Raw genomic sequence first — 18,530 nt, forward strand, 5'->3', positions numbered from 1 at the left:
CTGGCCCAAGGCGACGTCATGCGGAGCGCGGGGGAGCGGTGGACGCGCGAACGACGAGGCGCGTCTCGGCCTCGGTGCGGCGCGGGGCCTCGGCGGTGCCCTCGATCATCGAGACGAGGATGCGCGTCGCCTCGATGCCCTGGGCGAGGGGGAACTGCTCGACCGTGGTGAGGGAGAACATCTCGGCGTAATCATGGCCGTCGATACCGACGACGCTGAGCTCGGTCGGCACCGAGATGCCCATGCGGCGCGCCGCGATGATGACGCCGATCGCGACCTCGTCGCACGCGGCGACCACCCCCGTCGGACGGGATGCCGCGTCGGCGAGGAACGACGCCGCCGCGGCGTACGCGTCGGTGATGGTGAGGGTGGAGGGGACGTCGCGGATGCGGATGGCCAGACCGTTGTCGTTCATGGCGTTGCGGTAGCCGATCGATCGCTCGTCGACGTCTTTGGCGGGGGCGTCGGTGCGCGGTGTGCTGCCGACGAACGCGATGTCGGTGTGGCCGAGTGCGATGAGGTGCTGCGTGATGATGCGGGTGATCGCGACGTTGTCGAGACCCAGCGTCGGAACCCCGGAGAGGGCGTTGCCGATGCTGACCACCGGCTTGCCGATGTTCGCCAACCGCTCGAGATCGGCATCGTCGGGCTCGAGGGCGACGGCGATGATGCCGTCGAAGCGCTTGCGCGCGAGGTAGGTGGAGTACAGGCTCTCGCGGTCGTTGGAGCCGGGCTCGGCCACATACAGGGTGACGTCGTACCCGAGCGGGATGAGCGTGCGTTCGACGCCCTCGACGATCGATCCGAAGTACCAGCGGTTGACCTTGGGGACGATGAGGGCGATCGTGCGTGTGCGTCCGGTCGCCAGACTCACCGCGCTCGTGGACGGGACGTAGCCCAGGGATGCCGCCGCGTCGGCGACCCGTCGACGGGTGCCGTCGGAGACGTAGCCGCCGCCCGTCAGCGCGCGGCTGGCGGTCGACTTGGACACGCCGGCCAGGCGCGCCACCTCGGCGATTCCGCTCATTCGTGTCTTCCTCGTCATCCATCGACGTCCGTGTCGACGCTGAGAAGAGTATCCGACATCTCCGGAAACTGGAACCGGTTCCGGCTCGTCATGCGTCGCCTTTTCCGCATGAATCCGCCAGTTACCGGTTCGTGATCAAGTCACGGTTGCAACTCTGGTGGATTGCCTCTACGGTTGCCTGGAATCGGTTCCCGACGGGATCCGATGCACCACAGAACTCAAAGAGGAGAGACCACATGGGTATGTCACAGCGGACTCGCCTGCTGGCGCCCGTCGGGCTGCTGGCGGTCAGCGCGATCGCTCTCGCGGGCTGCGCCGAAGGCGACAGCGGCGGCACGGGCGGATCGGGCGGGGGCGAGACCACGGTCCGCATCTCCGGCGGCATCACCGGCACCGAGGCCGACGCGCTGAACCAGACGTTCGAGCAGTTCACGGCCGACACCGGCATCAAGGTCGTCTACACCGGCGACAAGAGCTTCGAGGGCAACATCGTCACGAAGGTGTCCGGTGGCGACGCCCCCGACATCGCCATCGTCCCGCAGCCGGGTCTGCTCAAGACCCTCATCGGCACCGGCGAGGTGCAGGCGGCATCCGACGCCGTCTCGTCGAACGTCGACGAGTACTGGGGCGAGGACTGGAAGTCGTACGGCACCGAGGACGGCACCTTCTACGCCGCCCCCATGCTCGCCAACCTCAAGGGCTACGTCTGGTACTCGCCGGCGAAGTTCAAGGAGTGGGGCGTCGAGGTGCCCAAGACGCTCGACGAACTCATGACGCTGACCGCGACGATCCAGCAGAAGACCGGTGCCGCCCCGTGGTGCGCCGGCTTCGCCTCCGACGCCGCATCCGGCTGGCCCGGAACCGACTGGGTGGAAGACATGGTCCTGCGCCTGTCCGGCCCCGACGTCTACGACCAGTGGGTCGCGAACGAGGTGAAGTTCACCGACCCGCAGATCAAGCAGGCCTTCGACGCGGTGGGCGACATCCTCCTCAACCCCTCCTATGTCAACGCCGGCTTCGGCGACGTGCGCAGCATCAACTCGACCGCGTTCGCCGACGTCGCCGCCAAGGTCGCCGACGGCAGCTGCCCGATGACGCACCAGGCCTCGTTCCTGTCGGCCAACTTCCTCACGGTGACCAACGCCGCGGGTGAGACGCCCACGGTCGCCCCCGACGGCGACGTCTACGCGTTCCTGACCCCCGGTGTCACCGAGGGCGAGCTCGCGGTCGAGGGCGGCGGCGAGTTCGTTGCAGCATTCTCCGACGACGAGAACGTGCAGAAGGTCGTCGAGTACATGTCGTCGCCCGAGTTCGCCGACGCGCGCGTCAAGCTCGGTGGCGTGATCTCCGCCAACAAGGGCGCCGATCCGTCGCTGGCCTCCAGCGAGTTCCTCACCGAGGCGATGAAGACGCTGCAGGACCCGAACACCACGCTGCGCTTCGACGCCTCCGACCTCATGCCGGCCACCGTCGGTGCGGGTTCCTTCTGGAAGGGCATGGTCAGCTGGATCGACGGTACGCCGACCGACCAGGTGCTCAGCGACATCCAGGCCGGCTACGACAACTGATCGACGCCGACCGACGATGGGCCGCCCGCTGTGCGGGCGGCCCATCCCGGGTCCATACTTCTAACCCGCCCGGCGTACTCCGCGGGCACACATCGATGAGCACGAAGGCGTGTTCGGGAGGGACGTCATGACCGATATCAAGAATGCGGAGTCGACGCCGACGGCGTCGCCGCCGCCGCGGGAGCGGGCCAGGACCGCCACGCGCGACTCCGCGAACGCGCGCAGGACCACGTTCACCGTGGTCGCCGTAGGGCTCATCCTGGTGGTGGCGCTCTTCCTCTTCATGGTCACCCGCGCACCGGCGGAGACCCGGCCGACCACGCTCGGCTTCTCGCTCAACAGCTTCTTCACCTGGCTGGGCGGCCTGAGCCCCATCGCCCAGATCCCGCTCGTCATCCTCGTCTTCGGTGCCGTCGTGGGCCTGCTCCTGCTGCTGATCGAGTACGCGCCGCGCTCCGGCAAGGGCTACTTCTGGCTCCGCCTCGTGGCCTGCTTCGCGATCCCCGTGCTGGCGTTCATGCTGCTGCGGCCCTACCAGAACGCCGTCATCTACGTGCTCGGCATAGCGGTGCTCCTCGGCGCGATCCTCTTCTACGCCGACTACCGCTCCCGTCAGGGGGCCGGCTACCTGTTCCAGCTCGTGCTCTTCGCCGCGCCCGCCGCGATCCTGCTGCTGATCGGCCTCGTGTACCCGGCCATCACGACCTTCTTCCAGTCGTTCTTCGACAAGACCGGTGAGAACTTCGTCGGCTTCGAGAACTACATCTGGACCTTCACGAACCCCGAGGGCTTCTGGTCGGTCATCAACACCCTCATCTGGGTGCTGCTCGCGCCCACCATCGCGACGGCCGTCGGCCTCGCCTACGCGGTGTTCATCGATCGCGCGGCGGGGGAGAAGTACCTCAAGGTGCTGATCTTCATGCCCTTCGCGATCTCGTTCGTGGGCGCCGGCATCATCTGGAAGTTCGTCTACGACTTCCGCCAGGGCGACCAACTCGGCATCCTGAACGCCATCGTCACGGCCTTCGGCGGGCAGCCGATCTCGTGGCTGTCGGCAGCGCCCCTGGTCAACACCCTGCTCCTGGTCGTGGTGTTCATCTGGAGTCAGACGGGTCTGGCGATGGTGATCCTGTCGGCGGCGATCAAGGCCGTCCCGCCGGAGCAGATGGAGGCCGCGGAACTCGACGGCGCGAGCGCTTGGGAACGCTTCTTGAACGTCACCGTTCCTGGCATCCGCTCTTCGCTCATCGTCGTGCTCACCACCATCGCCATCGGCGCGCTGAAGATCTACGACATCGTCGCCGTCATGACCGGTGGTCGAAACGACTCGACCGTCCTCGCCTTCGAGATGGTCAACCAGCAGCAGCGATTCCAGAGTTACGGCCACTCGGCAGCGCTGGCCGTGGTGCTGTTCCTCTTCGTGCTGCCGCTGATCATCTTCAACGTGCGCCAGATCCGGAAGCAGAGGGAAGTGCGATGACCACCTCCACCGTGGTGCTCGAACCCACCACCGACACCCGCACCGCGCGCCAGGTCGCCCGCGACACGCGCAAGCACGAGGCGATGGCGCGCAAGCGCCTCACCTCGAAGGGCGCGACGATCGCCGCCATCGTGATCGCCTTCTTCTGGACGATCCCGACGTTCGGCCTGTTCATCACCTCGTTCCGACCCGGCTCCGACACCCAGTCGACCGGGTGGTGGACGGTCTTCACCGACCCGTCGTTCACACTGGAGAACTACCGACTCGCGTTGACCTCGGGCGGCACCGCCCTGACGCTGGCGCAGTCGTTCCTCAACTCGCTGGCGATCACCATCCCGGTGGTGCTGTTCGCTCTGGCGGTGGCCTCGCTCATCGCGTACGCGTTCGCCTGGATCGACTTCAAGGGCCGCAACTTCTTCTTCATCTTCATCTTCGCGTTGCAGATCGTGCCGCTGCAGATGGCCCTCGTGCCGCTGCTCAGCCTGTTCTCGCGCGGCCTGACGATCAACGACGTGACGATCTTCCCGGGCTTCGACCTGCGGGGTGTGGAGCACAGCTTCGCCACCGTGTGGATCGCGCACGTGATCTTCGCGATGCCGCTGGCCATCTTCCTGCTGCACAACTTCATCGCCGAGATCCCCCACGAGGTGATCGAGGCGGCCCGCGTGGACGGGGCTGGGCACGGCCAGGTGTTCTTCCGGATCATCCTGCCGCTCGCCGCGCCGGCCCTGGCATCGTTCGCGGTGCTGGAGTTCATCTGGGTGTGGAACGACCTGCTGGTGGCGACGATCTTCGCGCCGTCGTCATCGTTGCCCCTGACGCAGTCGCTCAACTCCCTTTCGGGCACGTGGGGCGACCAGTGGTTCCTGCAGTCGGCGGGAACGTTCATCTCCATCCTGGTTCCGCTGATCGTCTTCTTCCTGCTGCAGCGCTTCTTCGTGCGGGGCCTGCTGGCGGGCGCGACGAAGGGCTGAGCCCGGTTCGACCGAGGGGCGTGGCATCCGTTGAGGGTGTCACGCCCCTTTCTCGTGCGCGCCGGGGCTGCGTGGCGCGGGGCGCGGGGCGCGGCGGGGCTGCGGGGCGGGCGGCGCGGGGCGCGGTGGGGCGGCGAGGGGCATGGCGAGAAACGGCATCCGCGGGGGGACATGCTGTGAGGCGGCGTTTCTTGCGGCGTATGGCGTTTCTCGCGGGGGGGTCGGCCGCGCCGGGCGCCGGCGGGCGCCGTGCCGCGCCGGTCCGGGCAGGTGCGCGGAGCGCCGCGCCGGTCCGCGCGGTGCGCGCGGTGGGGTGGGGTAGGTGGTGGCGTCGCGAGAAACGGCATCCGCGGGGAGACACGCTGTGAGGCGGCGTTTCTTGCGGCGAATGGCGTTTATCGCGGGGGGTGCGCCGGCCCGGGCGCCGCGCGCCGCCGGTCCGTGCAGTGCGCGCAGTGGGGCGGCGTGGGGTGGTGGGTTCGCGAGAAACGGCATCCGCGGGGAGACACGCCGTGACGCGGCGTTTCTTGCGGCGTATGGCGTTTCTCGCGGGGGGTGGGCCGGCCCGGGCGCCGGCCCGGGCGCCGCACCGCGCCGGCCTGGGCACCGCGCCGCGCCGGCCTGGGCACCGCGCCGCGCCGGGCCGCGCCGTGCGCGCGCCGGGCGCCGAGCGAGGGTGGGGCGGCAGGCGCGGAGGGGGCAGGTCAGGCGCTGCAGCCGAGGCGCGACTGGATGTCGCGCATCGCGTCGATCTCGGCGGACTGGCCGCTGACGATCGTGCCGGCGACGGCCTTGACGCGCTCGTCATCGCCGAGCTCGATGACGGCCTGCGCCATGGGGATCGCGCCCTGGTGGTGCCGGATCATCAGCTCGAGGAACAGGCAGTCGGCGGGCTGACCGTCGAGCGTCTGGAGCTCGGAGAGCTCGGCATCCGTCGCCATGCCCATCTCGCTCATGAGCTGTTCCTGCGTGAGCGCGGCGGTGTCGCCGTGGCTGTGCTCGCCGGAGGATTCCATCCACGTCATCAGCGGTTGCGACGACGCCTGCGGCAGGCCCCACTCGACGAGCCAGCCGTACATCTCGCCGCGCTGGCCGGCCTGGCCGGTGGCGATGTCGTACGACAGGGTGCGCAGTTCGTCGTCGTCGGTCTTGCGGTAGATCTCCATCGCCATGAGCGCCGCCTGCGTGTGGTGCACCTGCATGTCGCGGGCGAAGCCGGCATCCGCGGAGGTGTCGGAGGGGTGTGCGGGCGCGGCCGTCGCGCCGAACGCCGTGAAGCGTCCGATCGCGAAGGCCACGGCCAGCACCGCGACGGCGATGACGGCGACGACGATCCAGCGGACCGCGGGCCGCGCCGGAGCGTCGTCGGTCATCACGCCTTGCCCGGGCCGTCGATCGCGCCGGAGCAGGCGGCGTTGGGCTCGGGGACGTTCTGGCTGCGCCAGAACTCGGTGAAGAAGTCCTTGATGCGCGGGTCGGTGGGGTCGTCGACCTTGAGCTGGTGGTTCCAGCCGCTGACCGCGACGGCGGTGTCCATGTCGGGGTACGGCGAGAGGATCGCGTAGCTCGAGGGCATGACGGCCTTCAGGGCGTCGATGCCGGCCTCGTCGATGCGCGTCGGGTCGTAGGTGATCCAGATCGCGCCGTGCTCCAGGGAGTGCACCGCGTTCTCGTTCTGCTGAGGCTCGGTGTAGACACCGCAGTTCAACCAGTAGGGGTTGTGCGGGCCGCCGGCGGGCGGGTTCTGCTCGTAGGTCACCGCGCCCTGCACGTGGTCGGAGCGGTTCTCATAGGTCTGCACGCCGTCGGGCACCTCGCCCGTGCTGTTCTGCGCCTGGTAGGTGGGCGCGGGAGCGGGAGCGAGAACGAAGGATGCCACGACCAGACCGATCACCGCGAGAGATGCCACGGAGCCCACGACCCACCAGACGAGCTTGCCGCGCTTACGGCGCGCCATCTGCTTCTGGTATTCGGCCAGCTTCTCCTGGCGCTTCTGCTCGCGCTGCTGCTTGACGGTCAGGTCGATCTGAGCCTGAGTGGCGGGGTTTCCGCTCGCGCGCTTGTCGGGGGAGGGGGTCATGCGTCGTGTTCGTCTCTCTTCGGGGCGGGACACATCGGCATCCGCCGACATCTCCAGCCTATTCGGGCGAATGGGCCGATGGCCTGGGAGGAACCCCCGAGCCGGGATGGTGGCCGGCAGGGGAGTCGCGATAGTATGACGAGGTCGAATCGATTCGAGGTTCGATGATCCCCCCATTTTCTCAGCCCGATTCGTCGGGCTGTCCGTGTTGCGAAACGAAATCAGACGCGTGCTCGATACCTCCTCCCACCCCGTGATCACCCCGCCCTCGGCGGCGGCCTCCCCCGCCGCGCCCTCGCGCCCTGCCCCGACGACCACCGGAGCCATCCGGACGCTCGGCACGAACCCGGCGACCGCGCCGATCGTGCTCCACCCGGGCGACGCCATCCCGTCGTCGCGCCGCGTGCTCTACATCGTGCTGTTGGGCGCGCTGACCGCCCTCGGCCCGTTCACGATCGACCTGTACCTGCCGGCCTTCCCCGTGCTCGAGGCCGACTTCCAGACGACCGCGGCCGCCATCCAGCTCACCCTCACCGGCACCATGATCGGCTTCGCGCTGGGGCAGCTGATCGTCGGTCCCCTCAGCGACAAGGTCGGGCGTCGCGTCCCGCTGCTCTCGGTCACCGCGCTGCACGTCGCCGCGAGCATCTTCGCCGCTCTCGCGCCGACGCTCGGCACCCTTTCGGTCGCCCGTGTGCTGATGGGCGCGGGGGCCGCCGCTGGCGGTGTCGTGGCCGCCGCGATCATCCGCGACCTGTTCGGAGGACGCCGTCTCGTCGTCATGCTCTCGCGCATGGCGATGGTCTCGGGCGTCGCCCCGGTGCTGGCCCCGCTCGCCGGATCGGCACTGCTGCTGGTGATGCCGTGGCGCGGCATCTTCGTCGTGCTCGCCGTCTACGGTGCCGTCATGCTCGTGTCGGCGATCATCTTCATCCCCGAGACGCTTCCCCCCGCCCGCCGCGGCGGACCCGGCGCCACCACGGTGTGGCAGCGGTACGGCAGCGTCTTCCGCGATCGCGTCTTCATCGGCGTGCTCGTGATCGGGGCGATGGCGTTCAGCGGACTCTTCTCGTACCTGTCGGCATCGTCGTTCCTGTTCCAGGTGACCTACGGCTTCAACCCGCAGCAGTACGGCGTGCTGTTCGCCGTGAACTCGGTCGGCGTCGTCGTCGGCGTGCAGGTGGCGTCGCGCCTCGCGGCGCGCTTCGGTCCGCAGTGGGTGCTCGCGGTGTCGACCGCGGTGCTCGTGCTGGCCGGCGGGACCATCGTGCTCACCGACCAGCTCGGGCTCGGGCTGTGGGGCACGGTCGTGCCGCTGTTCTTCTTCATGACCGCGTGCGGGTTCACCTTCCCCTGTACACAGGTGCTCGCGCTCGACCGTCACGGCAAGGCCGCGGGCACGGCGCAGTCGATCATCGGCGCCGCGAACTTCGGCGTCGCGGGCATCGTCTCGCCGCTGGTCGGACTGCTCGCGACCGGGTCGGGCATCACGGCGACCACCATGGCGTCGGTCATGGTGGGCTGCGCGGTCATCGGCGTGATCGCGCTGTGGACGCTCGTGCGCCCGCGCACGGTGGAGCGTCTCGCGCCCTGACCCGGCGAGCTCGGGATGCCGCGTGTAGCGGCGAACAGTAGCAGAGCCGGCGCGTCAGCCCGATGGTGGGCGCGACCGTTCCGTCGAGCGCGCCGGACGCGGCATCATGAGGCGATGGATGACAGGGCGATGGACGACCGAGCGCTCGAGTTCGTGCTCGACACCCGTCCGCAGCGTTTCCGTGCCGTCGTGGGTGTCGTGCTCATCGCCCTCGCGTGCGCGCTGGGTGCGTGGGTGTACTTCCGCGGCCCGAGCCCGTTCGCGGTCGATGTCTGGTGGAACCAGCTGTTCGCGGCGGCGCCGTCGCAGCCGGTCTTCGTCTTCGCGATCGTGATGGACACGGTGGGGGGCCACCTCACCGCCGTGTTCATCGTGCCCCTGCTGGGGGCCCTTGCGCTCTTCCTGTCGCGCCGACGATGGTCGGCCGTGTACTTCCTGGCGGCATCCGTCGGGAGCGCGCTGCTCGTGCAGGTGGTCAAGCACACCTTCGGTCGCGCGCGGCCGGAAGACATCCTCATCTTGAGCGACTACGGCTCGTTCCCCTCGGGTCACACGGCCAACGCCGCCACCATCGCGGTGGTCGCGGCGGTGCTCTTCCCCCACCTGTGGGTGCGCATCGTCGGGGTGGCGTGGGTCGTCCTCATGGCGTTCAGCCGCACCTATCTGCACGCGCACTGGTTGTCGGACACCGTCGGCGGTGCCCTCATCGGCGCCGGTGCGGCGTTCGTCTTGGCGGCTGCCTTCTCACGTCTGCGTGCACGCGACGAGGATCGCTTGGCGATCCGACGCGCGCGGAAGCCGGATGCCGAGGCGGCGACCCCGTCATAGGCTGACGCGCATGAGTGAGCCCGGCGAAGCAGCCCCCGTTCCCTCCGCCGCCGATGCCGAACTGGCGCGGTTGAGAGCCGAGGCGCAGGCCGCGGAAGCAGAGCTGCGCCTGGCGCGGGCGCGCGCCGATCTGGCCGCCGCCGAGGCCGCCGCTGCCGCTGCGCGGGCGGCTGCCGCAGGCGGGGCGGCCGAACCTCGTGCAGCGTCCGCGGCAGAGGCATCGGCGGAGCTCGCCGGGTCGGCCCCGGACGATGCAGCTGCGCCGGTGCCTGCTGCGCCGGCCCCGGGTGCGCCGGCCCCGACCGACGCCGCCGCGTCGGTGCCTGCTGCGCCGGCGCCCGCTGCATCGGCTCCGGCGGCAGCGCCGGGAACGGCGGCATCCACGTCCACGACGTCGACGTCGACGTCGACCCGGCCGGCGTCCGCGCCGTCGCCCGCGGCATCCGCAGCCCCTCTCACCGAGGCGCAGGTCGCGCAGATCGCCGCGGGCTACGCCTCCGGCGGCGCCGCGCTCGAGCTGGGAGTGCTCGTGAACGGCGGGCCCGTGGCATCCGTCCCCGTGCGCATCCCGCTGGCGATGGTCAATCGCCACGGCCTCGTCGCGGGCGCGACCGGCACCGGCAAGACACGCACCCTGCAGCTGCTCGCCGAGCAGCTGTCGGAGAACGGCGTCCCGGTCTTCGCCGCCGACATCAAGGGCGACCTGTCGGGTGTCGCCGCGCCGGGAATCCCGAGCGAGAAGCTCGCCGCTCGCACGGCGGCCCTCGGCCAGGACTGGTCGCCCCGCGCCTTCCCCACGGAGTTCTACGCGCTCGGCGACGACGTGGCATCCGGCATCCCGGTGCGGGCGACGGTGTCGGGCTTCGGACCACTGCTGCTCAGTCGCGTGCTGGGGCTGAACGCCACGCAGGAGTCGAGCCTCGGGCTCGTCTTCCATTACGCCGACGAGAAGGGCCTGGCGCTGGTCGACCTGTCCGACCTGCGCGCGGTGCTCACCCACCTCACCAGCGACGAGGGCAAGGCGGAGCTGAAGGGCATCGGCGGGCTGTCGGCCGCGACGGCGGGCGTCATCCTGCGCGAGCTCGTCGCCTTCGCGGCGGTGGGTGCGGAGTCGTTCTTCGGCGAGCCCGAACTCGACGTGCGCGCGTTCCTGCGAACGGATGCCACGGGTGCGGGCATCGTGAGCCTGCTCGAGGTGCCGAACGTGGCATCCCGCCCGGAGCTGTACTCGACCTTCCTGATGTACCTGCTCGCCGAGCTGTACGAGGTGCTGCCCGAGGTGGGCGACGTCGACAAGCCGAAGCTGGTGTTCTTCTTCGACGAGGCGCATCTGCTCTTCCGCGACGCGTCGAAGGCGTTCCTCGCCGCCATCACGCAGACCGTGCGGCTGATCCGGTCGAAGGGCGTGGGCGTGTTCTTCGTCACGCAGACGCCGAAGGACGTTCCCGGTGACGTGCTGGCCCAGCTCGGCTCGCGCGTGCAGCACGCGCTGCGCGCCTTCACCCCCGACGACGCCAAGGCGCTGCGCGCGTCGGTGCGCACGTACCCCGACTCGGGGTACGACCTCGAGCGCGTGCTGCAGGAACTGGGCACGGGTGAGGCGATCATCACCGTCATGAGCGAGCGCGGCGCGCCGACGCCGGTCGCGTGGACGCGCATGTTCGCCCCGCGGGCCTCGATGTCGCCGATCACCGCCGAGGCGATGGCGTCGGCCGTGACGGCATCCCCCCTCTTCTCGACCTACGGAACCCCGATCGATCGGGAGTCGGCCCGCGAGATCCTCGGCGCCCGGATGCAGGCGGCGACCGAGGCGCGCGAGGCCGAGGAGCGGGCGAAGAAGGCCGCCGCCGACGAGGCCGAGTACGCCAAGCAGAAGGCCGCGATCGACAAGGCCAACGCCGCCGCGCAGAAGAAGGCGCAGCAGGAGTACGACCGGATCCTCCGATCGACGGCGGCGCCGCGCGGTCGCGCGAGCACCCCCGCTCCCGGGCTCGACGGGCTGCTCGGACGCGGGGCGACGAAGAGCATCGTGACGGGCGTGATCCGCGGGATCTTCGGCACGGGGCGGCGGCGGTAGACGGCGCGGGCGGGGACAGGACCGGATGCCGGGACCCGGCATCCCTTCGACAACCTCGCACCGCGACGGGGCGCGGGATCAGGGCCGGCGGACCGCCAGCGGCATGGTCGACGTGTCGATGAGCGGGTCGCGGTCCTGACGTTCGACCAGCGCCTCCGCCTCGGCGGGCGTCTCGACCGTCGGCACCGAGCCGAGCAGCGGGCGGCGGGCGGTCTCGCGCATCGACAGCAGGGCGACGAGGCCGAGGGCGGCGAAGAACATGATGTAGAACGCCGGCATGAGCGTGTTGCCGGTCCAATCGATGAGCGCCTGGCTGAACAGGGGCGTCGTTCCACCGAAGAGCGAGACGGCGACGTTGTACGCCACCGCCATCGCCCCGAAGCGCGAGGCCGTCGGGAACAACGCCGGCAGAGCGGATGCCGAGATCGCGACGTAGAACGCCACCGGCACCGCTGCCATGCACAGGGCGATCATGACGGCCCACAACTCCCCGATCTGCATGACGAGGAACGCCGGCACGAGCAGGACGAGCGCCGAGCCCGCGGCGATCGCGTACACCGGCCTGCGTCCGATGCGGTCGCTGAGGCGGCCGATGAACGGCAGCGCGGCCGACATCACCAGCAGCACCGGCACCGTGGCGACGGCGGCCGTGAGGTTCGAGACGCCGACCTCCTTCTCGAGGTACGTCGGCATGTAGCTGGTCAGCGCGTAACCGGCGGTGTTGGTGGCGGCGACCAGGGCGATGCCGATCAGCAGAGGCTTCCAGTGGTGCCGGACGATCCCACGCAGCCCCTGGCGCGACATCGGATCGTCGGCGTCGATCTCGGCGGTGTGGCCCTGCTCGAACGCGGGCGTCTCGGGGATGCGCAGGCGGAAGTAGATCGCCACGATGCCGAGCGGGATCGCGAGCAGGAACGGGATGCGCCAGCCGTAGTCGACCATGGCGTTCTCGCCCGAGACCGCCGTGGTGATGGCGGTGGTAACGGCCACGGCCGACGCGCCCGCGGCGAAGCCGACGTATGAGCCGACGTCGAGCCATGACGACCAGAAACCGCGGCGGCGGTCGGGGGAGAACTCCGAGACGTAGGTGGTCGCCCCGGCGTATTCCCCTCCGGTGGAGAAGCCCTGCACCATCTTCAGCAGGTACAGCGGCAGGATGGCCCACAGCCCGATCTGCGCGGAGGTGGGCAGGATGCCGATGAGCGCGGTCGCCGCGGCCATCATCGCCATCGTGAGGAACAGCACCTTCTGCCGCCCGATGCGGTCGCCGAGGGGACCGAGCACGAAACCGCCGAAGGGGCGGACGAGGAACGAGATGGCGAAGCCCAGGAGCGTCACGAGCAGGTCCCACGGGGCGGGCACGTTCGAGGCGAAGACGGCGCTCAGCGTGACGGCGAGGTAGCCGTAGATGCCGAAGTCGAACCACTCCATGAAGTTGCCGACGACGGTGCCGCCGATCGCGGTGCGCACGCGCTTGGTGTCGACGACGATGACGTCGTCGACCTCGAGGCGGGGAGCGGGGGCCTTGTCGTTCATTCCTCTAGCCCTACCCCTATCGCCGCGCCGATGCCAGCCGGGGCCGTGACGGCGGTGCCGTGCTACCGGATCGCCGGCGCGGTGTCGCCTCCCTGGCGCGGCGGGGCATGCGTCGAGGTCGTCGACGACCCGCGTGCCGTCGTGCGTGCGCCCGGCGCTCCTCTGCAGGTCGTCCCGGCGCGGCCCTCGGGGCGCCGTCAAGCCCCCGGCGATGTCGGAGGCCGGGCGTACCGTGTCGGGCATGAGCGAGCTGACCACACCCACCGGCCGCGAACCGGCCCTCGTCGCGCAGCCCCGTGACGACGGGTCGGAGCCGCGCGCTCTCGTGCTCGGAGCCACCGGCTATCTCGGCGGGCGTCTCGTCCCTCGTCTCGTTGCCGCGGGTTACCGCGTGCGCGTCCTCGTGCGCGACCCGCTCCGTGCGGCAGCCTTCCCGTGGGGCGATGAGGTTGAGGTCGTCCAGGGCGACGCGACCGACACGGCGGCCGTCACGCAGGCGGTCGACGACGTCGACATCGTCTACTACCTCATCCACTCCATGGGCGGTGGCAAAGACTTCGAGAGCACCGACCGGCGAGCGGCCCAGACGGTCGCCGACGCGGCGGCCGCGGCCTCCGTCCGCCGCATCGTCTACCTCGGCGGGCTGCACCCCGACGACACGCCCCTGTCGGCGCACCTGCGCTCGCGCGTCGAGGTCGGCGACATCCTCCTGGCCAGCGGCGTGCCCACCGTCGTGCTGCAGGCGGGCGTCGTCATCGGCTCCGGGTCGGCGTCGTTCGAGATGGTGCGTCATCTCACCGACGTGCTGCCCTACATGCCGGCCCCCAAATGGGTGCGCAACCGCATCCAGCCGATCGCCGTGCGCGACGTGCTGCACTACCTGCTCGGGGCGGCGCGCGTGGCGCCGAACGTGAATCGCGCCGTCGACATCGGCGGCCCCGACGTGCTGCGGTACGGCCAGATGATGAACGGCTACGCGCTCGAGGCGGGCCTGCACCAGCGGCCGATCGCGTCGCTGCCGGTGCTCACGCCACGGCTGGCGTCGCACTGGGTCAACCTCGTGACGCCGATCCCGAAGTCGATCGCGCGTCCCCTCGTCGAGTCGCTGCAGAACGACTGCGTCGTCAAAGACCGTGCCGTCGACGACCTCATCCCGCGGCCCGAGGCGGGACTCATGCCGTACCGCGACGCCGTCCGGCTGGCGTTGCGCCGTGTGAACGACGACGACATCGAGACGAGCTGGCTGGATGCCGAGGTCTCGGGCGTTCCGAGCGACCCGCTGCCGAGCGACCCCGACTGGGCCGGGCGGCTCGTTTACACCGACGTGCGCACGATGAGCACCACCGCCAACGCCAAGCAGCTGTGGTCGGTGATCGAGGGGATCGGCGGCGAGAACGGCTGGTACTCCTCGCCCCTGCTGTGGGCGATTCGCGGCTGGATGGACCGGCTCGTCGGCGGGGTGGGTCTCGCCCGCGGGCGCCGCAGCCGCTCGGTCGTCACCGTCGGTGACGCGCTGGACTTCTGGCGGGTCGAGGCCATCGAGCCCGGCCACCTGCTCCGCCTACGCGCCGAGATGAAGGTTCCGGGCGGGGCGTGGCTCGAACTGCGCGCGACGCCTGAGGGCGACGGAGCACGGTTCGACCAGCGGGCGCTGTTCTTTCCGACCGGGCTCGCCGGCCGCCTGTACTGGATGGCCGTGCTGCCGTTCCACGGCCTCATCTTCAGCGGCATGGCGCGGCGCATCACCGCCGCCGCCGAGCACGTGCAGCGTGACGAGCCGGAGCCGCAGGCCGAGGCAGGGCGCATCGCGCCCGAGGTGCCCGAGGTCGAGACCATCGGCTCGTGATGCGGGGCGCGGCCCCGGGCGGGCGCGGCGCTCAGCGCAGCCACGAGATCACCCTTTTGTGCCGAGACAAGCTGTTCTTGCGGCGAAACGCGGGTGATCTCGGCAATGCCGGTGATCTCGGCGAGGGGCGCGGCGAGCTGCCTGCCCGCAGTGCACACGGTGAGGGGCGCGGCGAGCCGCCTGCCCGCAGCGCGCACGGCAGGGGGTGTGGCGAGCCGCCCCGGTGCCACGCGCACCTAGGCTGATGCCGTGCCACATGTCGCCCGGGTGATCACCGTTTCCGACCGTTCCGCCGCCGGACTCCGCGAGGACCGCGGCGGGCCGCTCGCCGTCTCGCTCCTGCGCGACGCCGGGTTCGACTGCGCCGACGCGGTCGTGGTCGCCGACGGCGCCGACAGCGTCGAAGCCGCGCTGCGGGTCGCGGCGACGGCGGGGCCCGGATTGATCGTCACGACCGGCGGCACCGGCATCGCCCCGCGCGACCGGACGCCCGAGGGAACGGCGCGCGTGCTCGACCGCGAGCTCTCGGGCATCGCCGAGGAGCTGCGCCGCCGCGGCCTCTCCGACACCCCCCTCTCGGTCATCTCCCGGGGCCTCGCCGGCATCGTCGACCCCGGCACACTGGTCGTCAACCTTCCCGGGTCCACGAGGGCCGTGGCATCCGGGATCGCGGTGATCGTCGAGATCGCCCCCCACGTGCTCGACCAGCTCGCCGGAGGAGACCACGCATGAGCGCCGTCCGCATCGCCCGCCTGTCGGAGGAGCCGCTCGACCTCGACGCGCACCTGCGTGCCGTCGAAGACGACGCGTCGGGGGCGGTCACGACCTTCGTCGGTCGCGTCCGCAACACCGATCCGGATGCCGCTGACGCCGTCATCGCGCTCGAGTACAGCGCGCACCCGGATGCCGAGCAGACGCTGCATCGCATCGCCGCCGACGCGGCCGAGGGCACCGACGCGATCGTCGCCGTCAGCCACCGCGTCGGGCGGCTCGACGTGGGCGAGGCCGCGGTCGTGATCGCCGTGGCATCCGGTCACCGCGCTGAGGCGTTCGACGTCTGCCGCCGGGTGATCGAGACGATCAAGACCGACCTGCCGGTGTGGAAGCGCCAGGTCGAGGCCGACGGCACCACGCAGTGGAAGGGCCTGGGCGGGTAGGTTCCGCGGGCCGGTCGGGGCACGGGGCGGCCAGGCTGCGGCGCTGTCGGCGTGACAGCGTGCCGAGCACGGGCTATCGGGCGGCGGGACCCGCTCGGTGCGACAGAGCCGGAGATGTGCGCTGGATTCGGTGGGATCGCCGGGATGCGTCCGGATCCGCTGTCGGTTTCCGAATCCGCGACCCGGGGGAGGCAACCGCCGACACCCGGTCGCCAGCGGAGAGCGCCGTTCGTCAGCCGCCGGCGAAGGGCGGCAGGACGTCGACGTGCGTCACACCCGCGAGCGGGGCGTCGTCGTCGCGGCGGGTGCCGTCGACGAGCACGGCGCAGCGGTCGAGGATGCCGTCGAGTGCGGGGTGGTCGGCGACCAGAGCCGCGCGCAGCGTCGCGAGCGTGGACTCCGAGCGCTCCTCGGCGTCGGTGCCGGCGGCCTCGGCCGCGGCGGCGAAGTAGCGGACGCGGACGGTCACGCGGATGCTCCCGTGGGTCCGGAGGCGCCGGGAGACGCGGGGCCCGAAGCGTCGGAGGAGACCGAGCCCGAGCCGGCGGGCTCGCCCGGGCGGAGCCAGTCGCCGGACTTGCCGCCGGTCTTCGACACGATGCGCACGTTCTCGATGGAGGTGCCCTTGTCCATGCCCTTCACCATGTCGACGATGGCGAGGGCGGCGACCGACACGCTCGTGAGCGCCTCCATTTCGACGCCGGTGCGGTCGGCCGTGCCCACCGTCGCCTCGATCTCGACGCCGTCGTCAGTGATCTCCAGATCCACCGAGGCGCGGTGCACGCCGATGACGTGCGCAAGGGGGAGGAGCGTCGGCGTCGACTTCGCGGCCTGGATGCCGGAGATGCGCGCCACCGCGAGCACGTCGCCCTTGGGGGCGGTGCCGTCGCGGAGCGCCGCGACGACCTCGGGCGCGCAGCGCACGAAACCGCGAGCGGTGGCGGTGCGGACCGTGGGCTGCTTCTGCGTGACGTCGACCATGCGGGCGTGGCCCGCGGCATCCAGGTGCGTGAAGGTCATGGAATCAGCATGACATCGAGCGAGTCGCCGACCGACACGGTGGACACCTCGGCGGGCACGACGGCGAATGCCTCGGCACGGGCGAGGGATGCCGCGAGGTGCGACCCGGAGCCACCCGCGGTCGCGGGACGTACGGTGCCCGCGACCAGGTCGACGGCCGCGGGGAGGTATTGGCGGCGTCCGGGCGGAGTCGACCAGCTCTCGGATGCCGTGAGGCGGGCGAAGCGCCGATCGATCACGGTGCGACCCTGCAACGCCAGGAGGGCGGGCCGCACGAACACCTCGAACGACACCGCGACGCTCACCGGGTTGCCGGGCAGACCGAAGACGAGGCGTCCGTCGTCGAGCACGCCGAACGCCTGCGGCTTGCCGGGCTGCATCGCCACCTTCTCGAACACGATGCGATCGCTGAGCGCGAGGCGGACGGGTTCATAGGCGCCGGCACTGACTCCGCCGGTGAAGACCACGACGTCGGCGCGAGCCGCCCGCGCAAGGACCGCGTCGATGCCGGCGGGGTCGTCGCCGACGCGGTCGACGAGTTCGATGTCGGCATCCGCTGCGCCGACGAGGGCGGCGAGCAGGGTCGCGTTGGAGTCGGGTGTCTGACCGCGGCCCGGCGTCGTGCCGGGGGCGACCAGCTCGCTGCCCGTGGAGACGACGGCCACGCGGGGGCGGCGGTGCACGACCACCGCGTCGACGCCCGAGGCCGCGGCGGCCGCCAGCGCGAGCGGGCCGAGCCGCTCGCCGGGCGACAGCACGGTCGCGCCGGTGAGGGTGTCGCCGCCGCGGCGACGGATGAAGGCGCCCGCTTGCGCGGGGGCGCGGAGTACCCGGACGGTGTCGAGCGAGTCGGCGAGACCGCCGGCGGTGTCTTCGAACGGCACGATCGCATTCGCATCGGCCGGGACGGCGGCACCGGTCATGATGCGCGCGGCCTCGCCCGGGGCGAGCGCGGGGTCGTCCGCGGTGCCGGCGGGTAGGTCGGCGACGACGCGCAGAGTCGCTGGGGTCGCGGCATCCGCCCCCTGCACGTCGGTGAAGCGCACCGCGAAGCCGTCCATCGACGAGTTGTCGAAGCCGGGCAGATCGTGCGCCGCGAGCACCGGCTCAGCGAGGGTGCGGCCCGCCGCGTCGGCGAGCGGCACGCTCTCGGCGGGCAGCAGCGTCACCTCGGCGAGTATGCGGTCGCGGTGCTCCTCGACGGTCAAGAGTTCAGTCACGTGAGAGTCCTTCGAACCGATGCGGCGTCAGCAGCCTGTGATGCGTTCTTTCCGGCCCCGGATAGCGCTGACTTGCGCCTTTTGTTCGGCGCGAGTGTGCCACGGCGTGCATTTCGCGCGAGT

Annotated in this window: 16 protein-coding genes; 9 read left to right on the plus strand and 7 right to left on the minus strand. The window is 70.9% G+C overall.

Going from position 1 to position 18,530, the window contains the following annotated elements:
* Positions 1-16: 16 nt before the first annotated feature.
* The gene (locus tag QE410_RS03845; RefSeq protein ID WP_307328091.1) at positions 17-1,027 is read right to left on the minus strand and encodes a LacI family DNA-binding transcriptional regulator; all 1,011 of its coding nucleotides are present in this window, start codon (positions 1,025-1,027) and stop codon (positions 17-19) included.
* A 236-nt stretch (positions 1,028-1,263) separates the two neighbouring features.
* On the opposite strand from QE410_RS03845, the gene QE410_RS03850 reads away from it, so the two are divergent.
* The 3 genes from QE410_RS03850 (at position 1,264) to QE410_RS03860 (ending at position 5,049) form a co-directional block, all read left to right on the plus strand.
* Positions 1,264-2,595: an ABC transporter substrate-binding protein gene (locus tag QE410_RS03850; protein ID WP_307328094.1), complete on the plus strand. Its 1,332-nt coding sequence runs from the start codon at positions 1,264-1,266 to the stop codon at positions 2,593-2,595.
* Between the two features lie 127 nt (positions 2,596-2,722).
* Entirely contained in the window at positions 2,723-4,075 is a 1,353-nt protein-coding gene (locus QE410_RS03855) for a carbohydrate ABC transporter permease (RefSeq protein WP_373459315.1), read from the plus strand.
* Complete coding sequence (locus QE410_RS03860) at positions 4,072-5,049, plus strand: carbohydrate ABC transporter permease (protein WP_307328097.1); 978 nt, start codon at positions 4,072-4,074, stop codon at positions 5,047-5,049. Before QE410_RS03855 ends, QE410_RS03860 begins: the two co-directional genes overlap by 4 nt.
* Positions 5,050-5,753: 704 nt before the next feature.
* Here the strand turns inward: QE410_RS03860 and QE410_RS03865 are convergent.
* Both QE410_RS03865 and QE410_RS03870 read right to left on the minus strand, forming a co-directional pair.
* Positions 5,754-6,422, minus strand: a complete 669-nt coding sequence (locus QE410_RS03865; RefSeq protein WP_307328102.1) for a DUF305 domain-containing protein — start codon at positions 6,420-6,422, stop codon at positions 5,754-5,756.
* Positions 6,422-7,129, minus strand: a complete 708-nt coding sequence (locus QE410_RS03870) for a DUF3105 domain-containing protein (protein WP_307328105.1) — start codon at positions 7,127-7,129, stop codon at positions 6,422-6,424. The genes QE410_RS03865 and QE410_RS03870 overlap by 1 nt, the downstream gene beginning before the upstream one ends.
* 229 nt (positions 7,130-7,358) lie before the next feature.
* Between QE410_RS03870 and QE410_RS03875 the strand changes: the two genes are divergently transcribed.
* The 3 genes from QE410_RS03875 (at position 7,359) to QE410_RS03885 (ending at position 11,628) form a co-directional block, all read left to right on the plus strand.
* Entirely contained in the window at positions 7,359-8,723 is a 1,365-nt protein-coding gene (locus QE410_RS03875; RefSeq protein ID WP_307328106.1) for a multidrug effflux MFS transporter, read from the plus strand.
* A 114-nt stretch (positions 8,724-8,837) separates the two neighbouring features.
* Complete coding sequence (locus QE410_RS03880) at positions 8,838-9,551, plus strand: phosphatase PAP2 family protein (RefSeq protein ID WP_307328109.1); 714 nt, start codon at positions 8,838-8,840, stop codon at positions 9,549-9,551.
* A gap of 10 nt (positions 9,552-9,561) precedes the next feature.
* Positions 9,562-11,628, plus strand: a complete 2,067-nt coding sequence (locus QE410_RS03885; RefSeq protein ID WP_307328112.1) for a helicase HerA-like domain-containing protein — start codon at positions 9,562-9,564, stop codon at positions 11,626-11,628.
* Positions 11,629-11,706: 78 nt separating this feature from the next.
* On the opposite strand, the gene QE410_RS03890 is transcribed toward QE410_RS03885, so the two are convergent.
* Positions 11,707-13,164 (minus strand): MFS transporter, encoded by a 1,458-nt coding sequence (locus tag QE410_RS03890; protein ID WP_307328115.1) that lies wholly within the window; start codon positions 13,162-13,164, stop codon positions 11,707-11,709.
* Positions 13,165-13,405: 241 nt separating this feature from the next.
* Between QE410_RS03890 and QE410_RS03895 the strand changes: the two genes are divergently transcribed.
* The 3 genes from QE410_RS03895 to QE410_RS03905 all read left to right on the plus strand — a co-directional run bounded on the left by QE410_RS03895 (position 13,406) and on the right by QE410_RS03905 (position 16,167).
* Positions 13,406-15,010: an SDR family oxidoreductase gene (locus QE410_RS03895; RefSeq protein WP_307328118.1), complete on the plus strand. Its 1,605-nt coding sequence runs from the start codon at positions 13,406-13,408 to the stop codon at positions 15,008-15,010.
* A gap of 249 nt (positions 15,011-15,259) precedes the next feature.
* A complete protein-coding gene (locus QE410_RS03900) occupies positions 15,260-15,742 on the plus strand; it encodes a molybdenum cofactor biosynthesis protein B (protein ID WP_307328121.1) in 483 nt (160 codons plus the stop codon).
* Positions 15,739-16,167 (plus strand): molybdenum cofactor biosynthesis protein MoaE, encoded by a 429-nt coding sequence (locus tag QE410_RS03905; RefSeq protein WP_307328125.1) that lies wholly within the window; start codon positions 15,739-15,741, stop codon positions 16,165-16,167. Before QE410_RS03900 ends, QE410_RS03905 begins: the two co-directional genes overlap by 4 nt.
* A 232-nt stretch (positions 16,168-16,399) precedes the next feature.
* On the opposite strand, the gene QE410_RS03910 is transcribed toward QE410_RS03905, so the two are convergent.
* Genes QE410_RS03910 through glp form a run of 3 tightly spaced genes read right to left on the minus strand, consistent with a single transcriptional unit; the run spans position 16,400 to position 18,407 of the window.
* The gene (locus tag QE410_RS03910) at positions 16,400-16,636 is read right to left on the minus strand and encodes a MoaD/ThiS family protein (protein WP_307328128.1); all 237 of its coding nucleotides are present in this window, start codon (positions 16,634-16,636) and stop codon (positions 16,400-16,402) included.
* Entirely contained in the window at positions 16,633-17,187 is a 555-nt protein-coding gene (gene moaC, locus QE410_RS03915) for a cyclic pyranopterin monophosphate synthase MoaC (protein WP_373459316.1), read from the minus strand. The genes QE410_RS03910 and moaC overlap by 4 nt, the downstream gene beginning before the upstream one ends.
* Positions 17,184-18,407 (minus strand): gephyrin-like molybdotransferase Glp, encoded by a 1,224-nt coding sequence (gene glp, locus QE410_RS03920; protein WP_307328131.1) that lies wholly within the window; start codon positions 18,405-18,407, stop codon positions 17,184-17,186. The genes moaC and glp overlap by 4 nt, the downstream gene beginning before the upstream one ends.
* Between the last annotated feature and the right edge of the window lie 123 nt (positions 18,408-18,530).

This window comes from Microbacterium sp. SORGH_AS_1204 (genome assembly GCF_030818935.1).
Classification (GTDB): domain Bacteria; phylum Actinomycetota; class Actinomycetes; order Actinomycetales; family Microbacteriaceae; genus Microbacterium.

Bases quoted from the DNA above. Each gene is read 5' to 3' on its own strand.
- QE410_RS03865 (WP_307328102.1), bottom strand. From the start codon at position 6,422: ATGACCGACGACGCTCCGGCGCGGCCCGCGGTCCGCTGGATCGTCGTC.
- QE410_RS03860 (WP_307328097.1), top strand. From the start codon at position 4,072: ATGACCACCTCCACCGTGGTGCTCGAACCCACCACCGACACCCGCACC.
- QE410_RS03850 (WP_307328094.1), top strand. From the start codon at position 1,264: ATGGGTATGTCACAGCGGACTCGCCTGCTGGCGCCCGTCGGGCTGCTG.
- QE410_RS03845 (WP_307328091.1), bottom strand. From the start codon at position 1,027: ATGAGCGGAATCGCCGAGGTGGCGCGCCTGGCCGGCGTGTCCAAGTCG.
- QE410_RS03855 (WP_373459315.1), top strand. From the start codon at position 2,723: ATGACCGATATCAAGAATGCGGAGTCGACGCCGACGGCGTCGCCGCCG.
- QE410_RS03885 (WP_307328112.1), top strand. From the start codon at position 9,562: ATGAGTGAGCCCGGCGAAGCAGCCCCCGTTCCCTCCGCCGCCGATGCC.
- QE410_RS03895 (WP_307328118.1), top strand. From the start codon at position 13,406: ATGAGCGAGCTGACCACACCCACCGGCCGCGAACCGGCCCTCGTCGCG.
- QE410_RS03870 (WP_307328105.1), bottom strand. From the start codon at position 7,129: ATGACCCCCTCCCCCGACAAGCGCGCGAGCGGAAACCCCGCCACTCAG.
- moaC (WP_373459316.1), bottom strand. From the start codon at position 17,187: ATGACCTTCACGCACCTGGATGCCGCGGGCCACGCCCGCATGGTCGAC.
- QE410_RS03890 (WP_307328115.1), bottom strand. From the start codon at position 13,164: ATGAACGACAAGGCCCCCGCTCCCCGCCTCGAGGTCGACGACGTCATC.
- QE410_RS03880 (WP_307328109.1), top strand. From the start codon at position 8,838: ATGGATGACAGGGCGATGGACGACCGAGCGCTCGAGTTCGTGCTCGAC.
- QE410_RS03905 (WP_307328125.1), top strand. From the start codon at position 15,739: ATGAGCGCCGTCCGCATCGCCCGCCTGTCGGAGGAGCCGCTCGACCTC.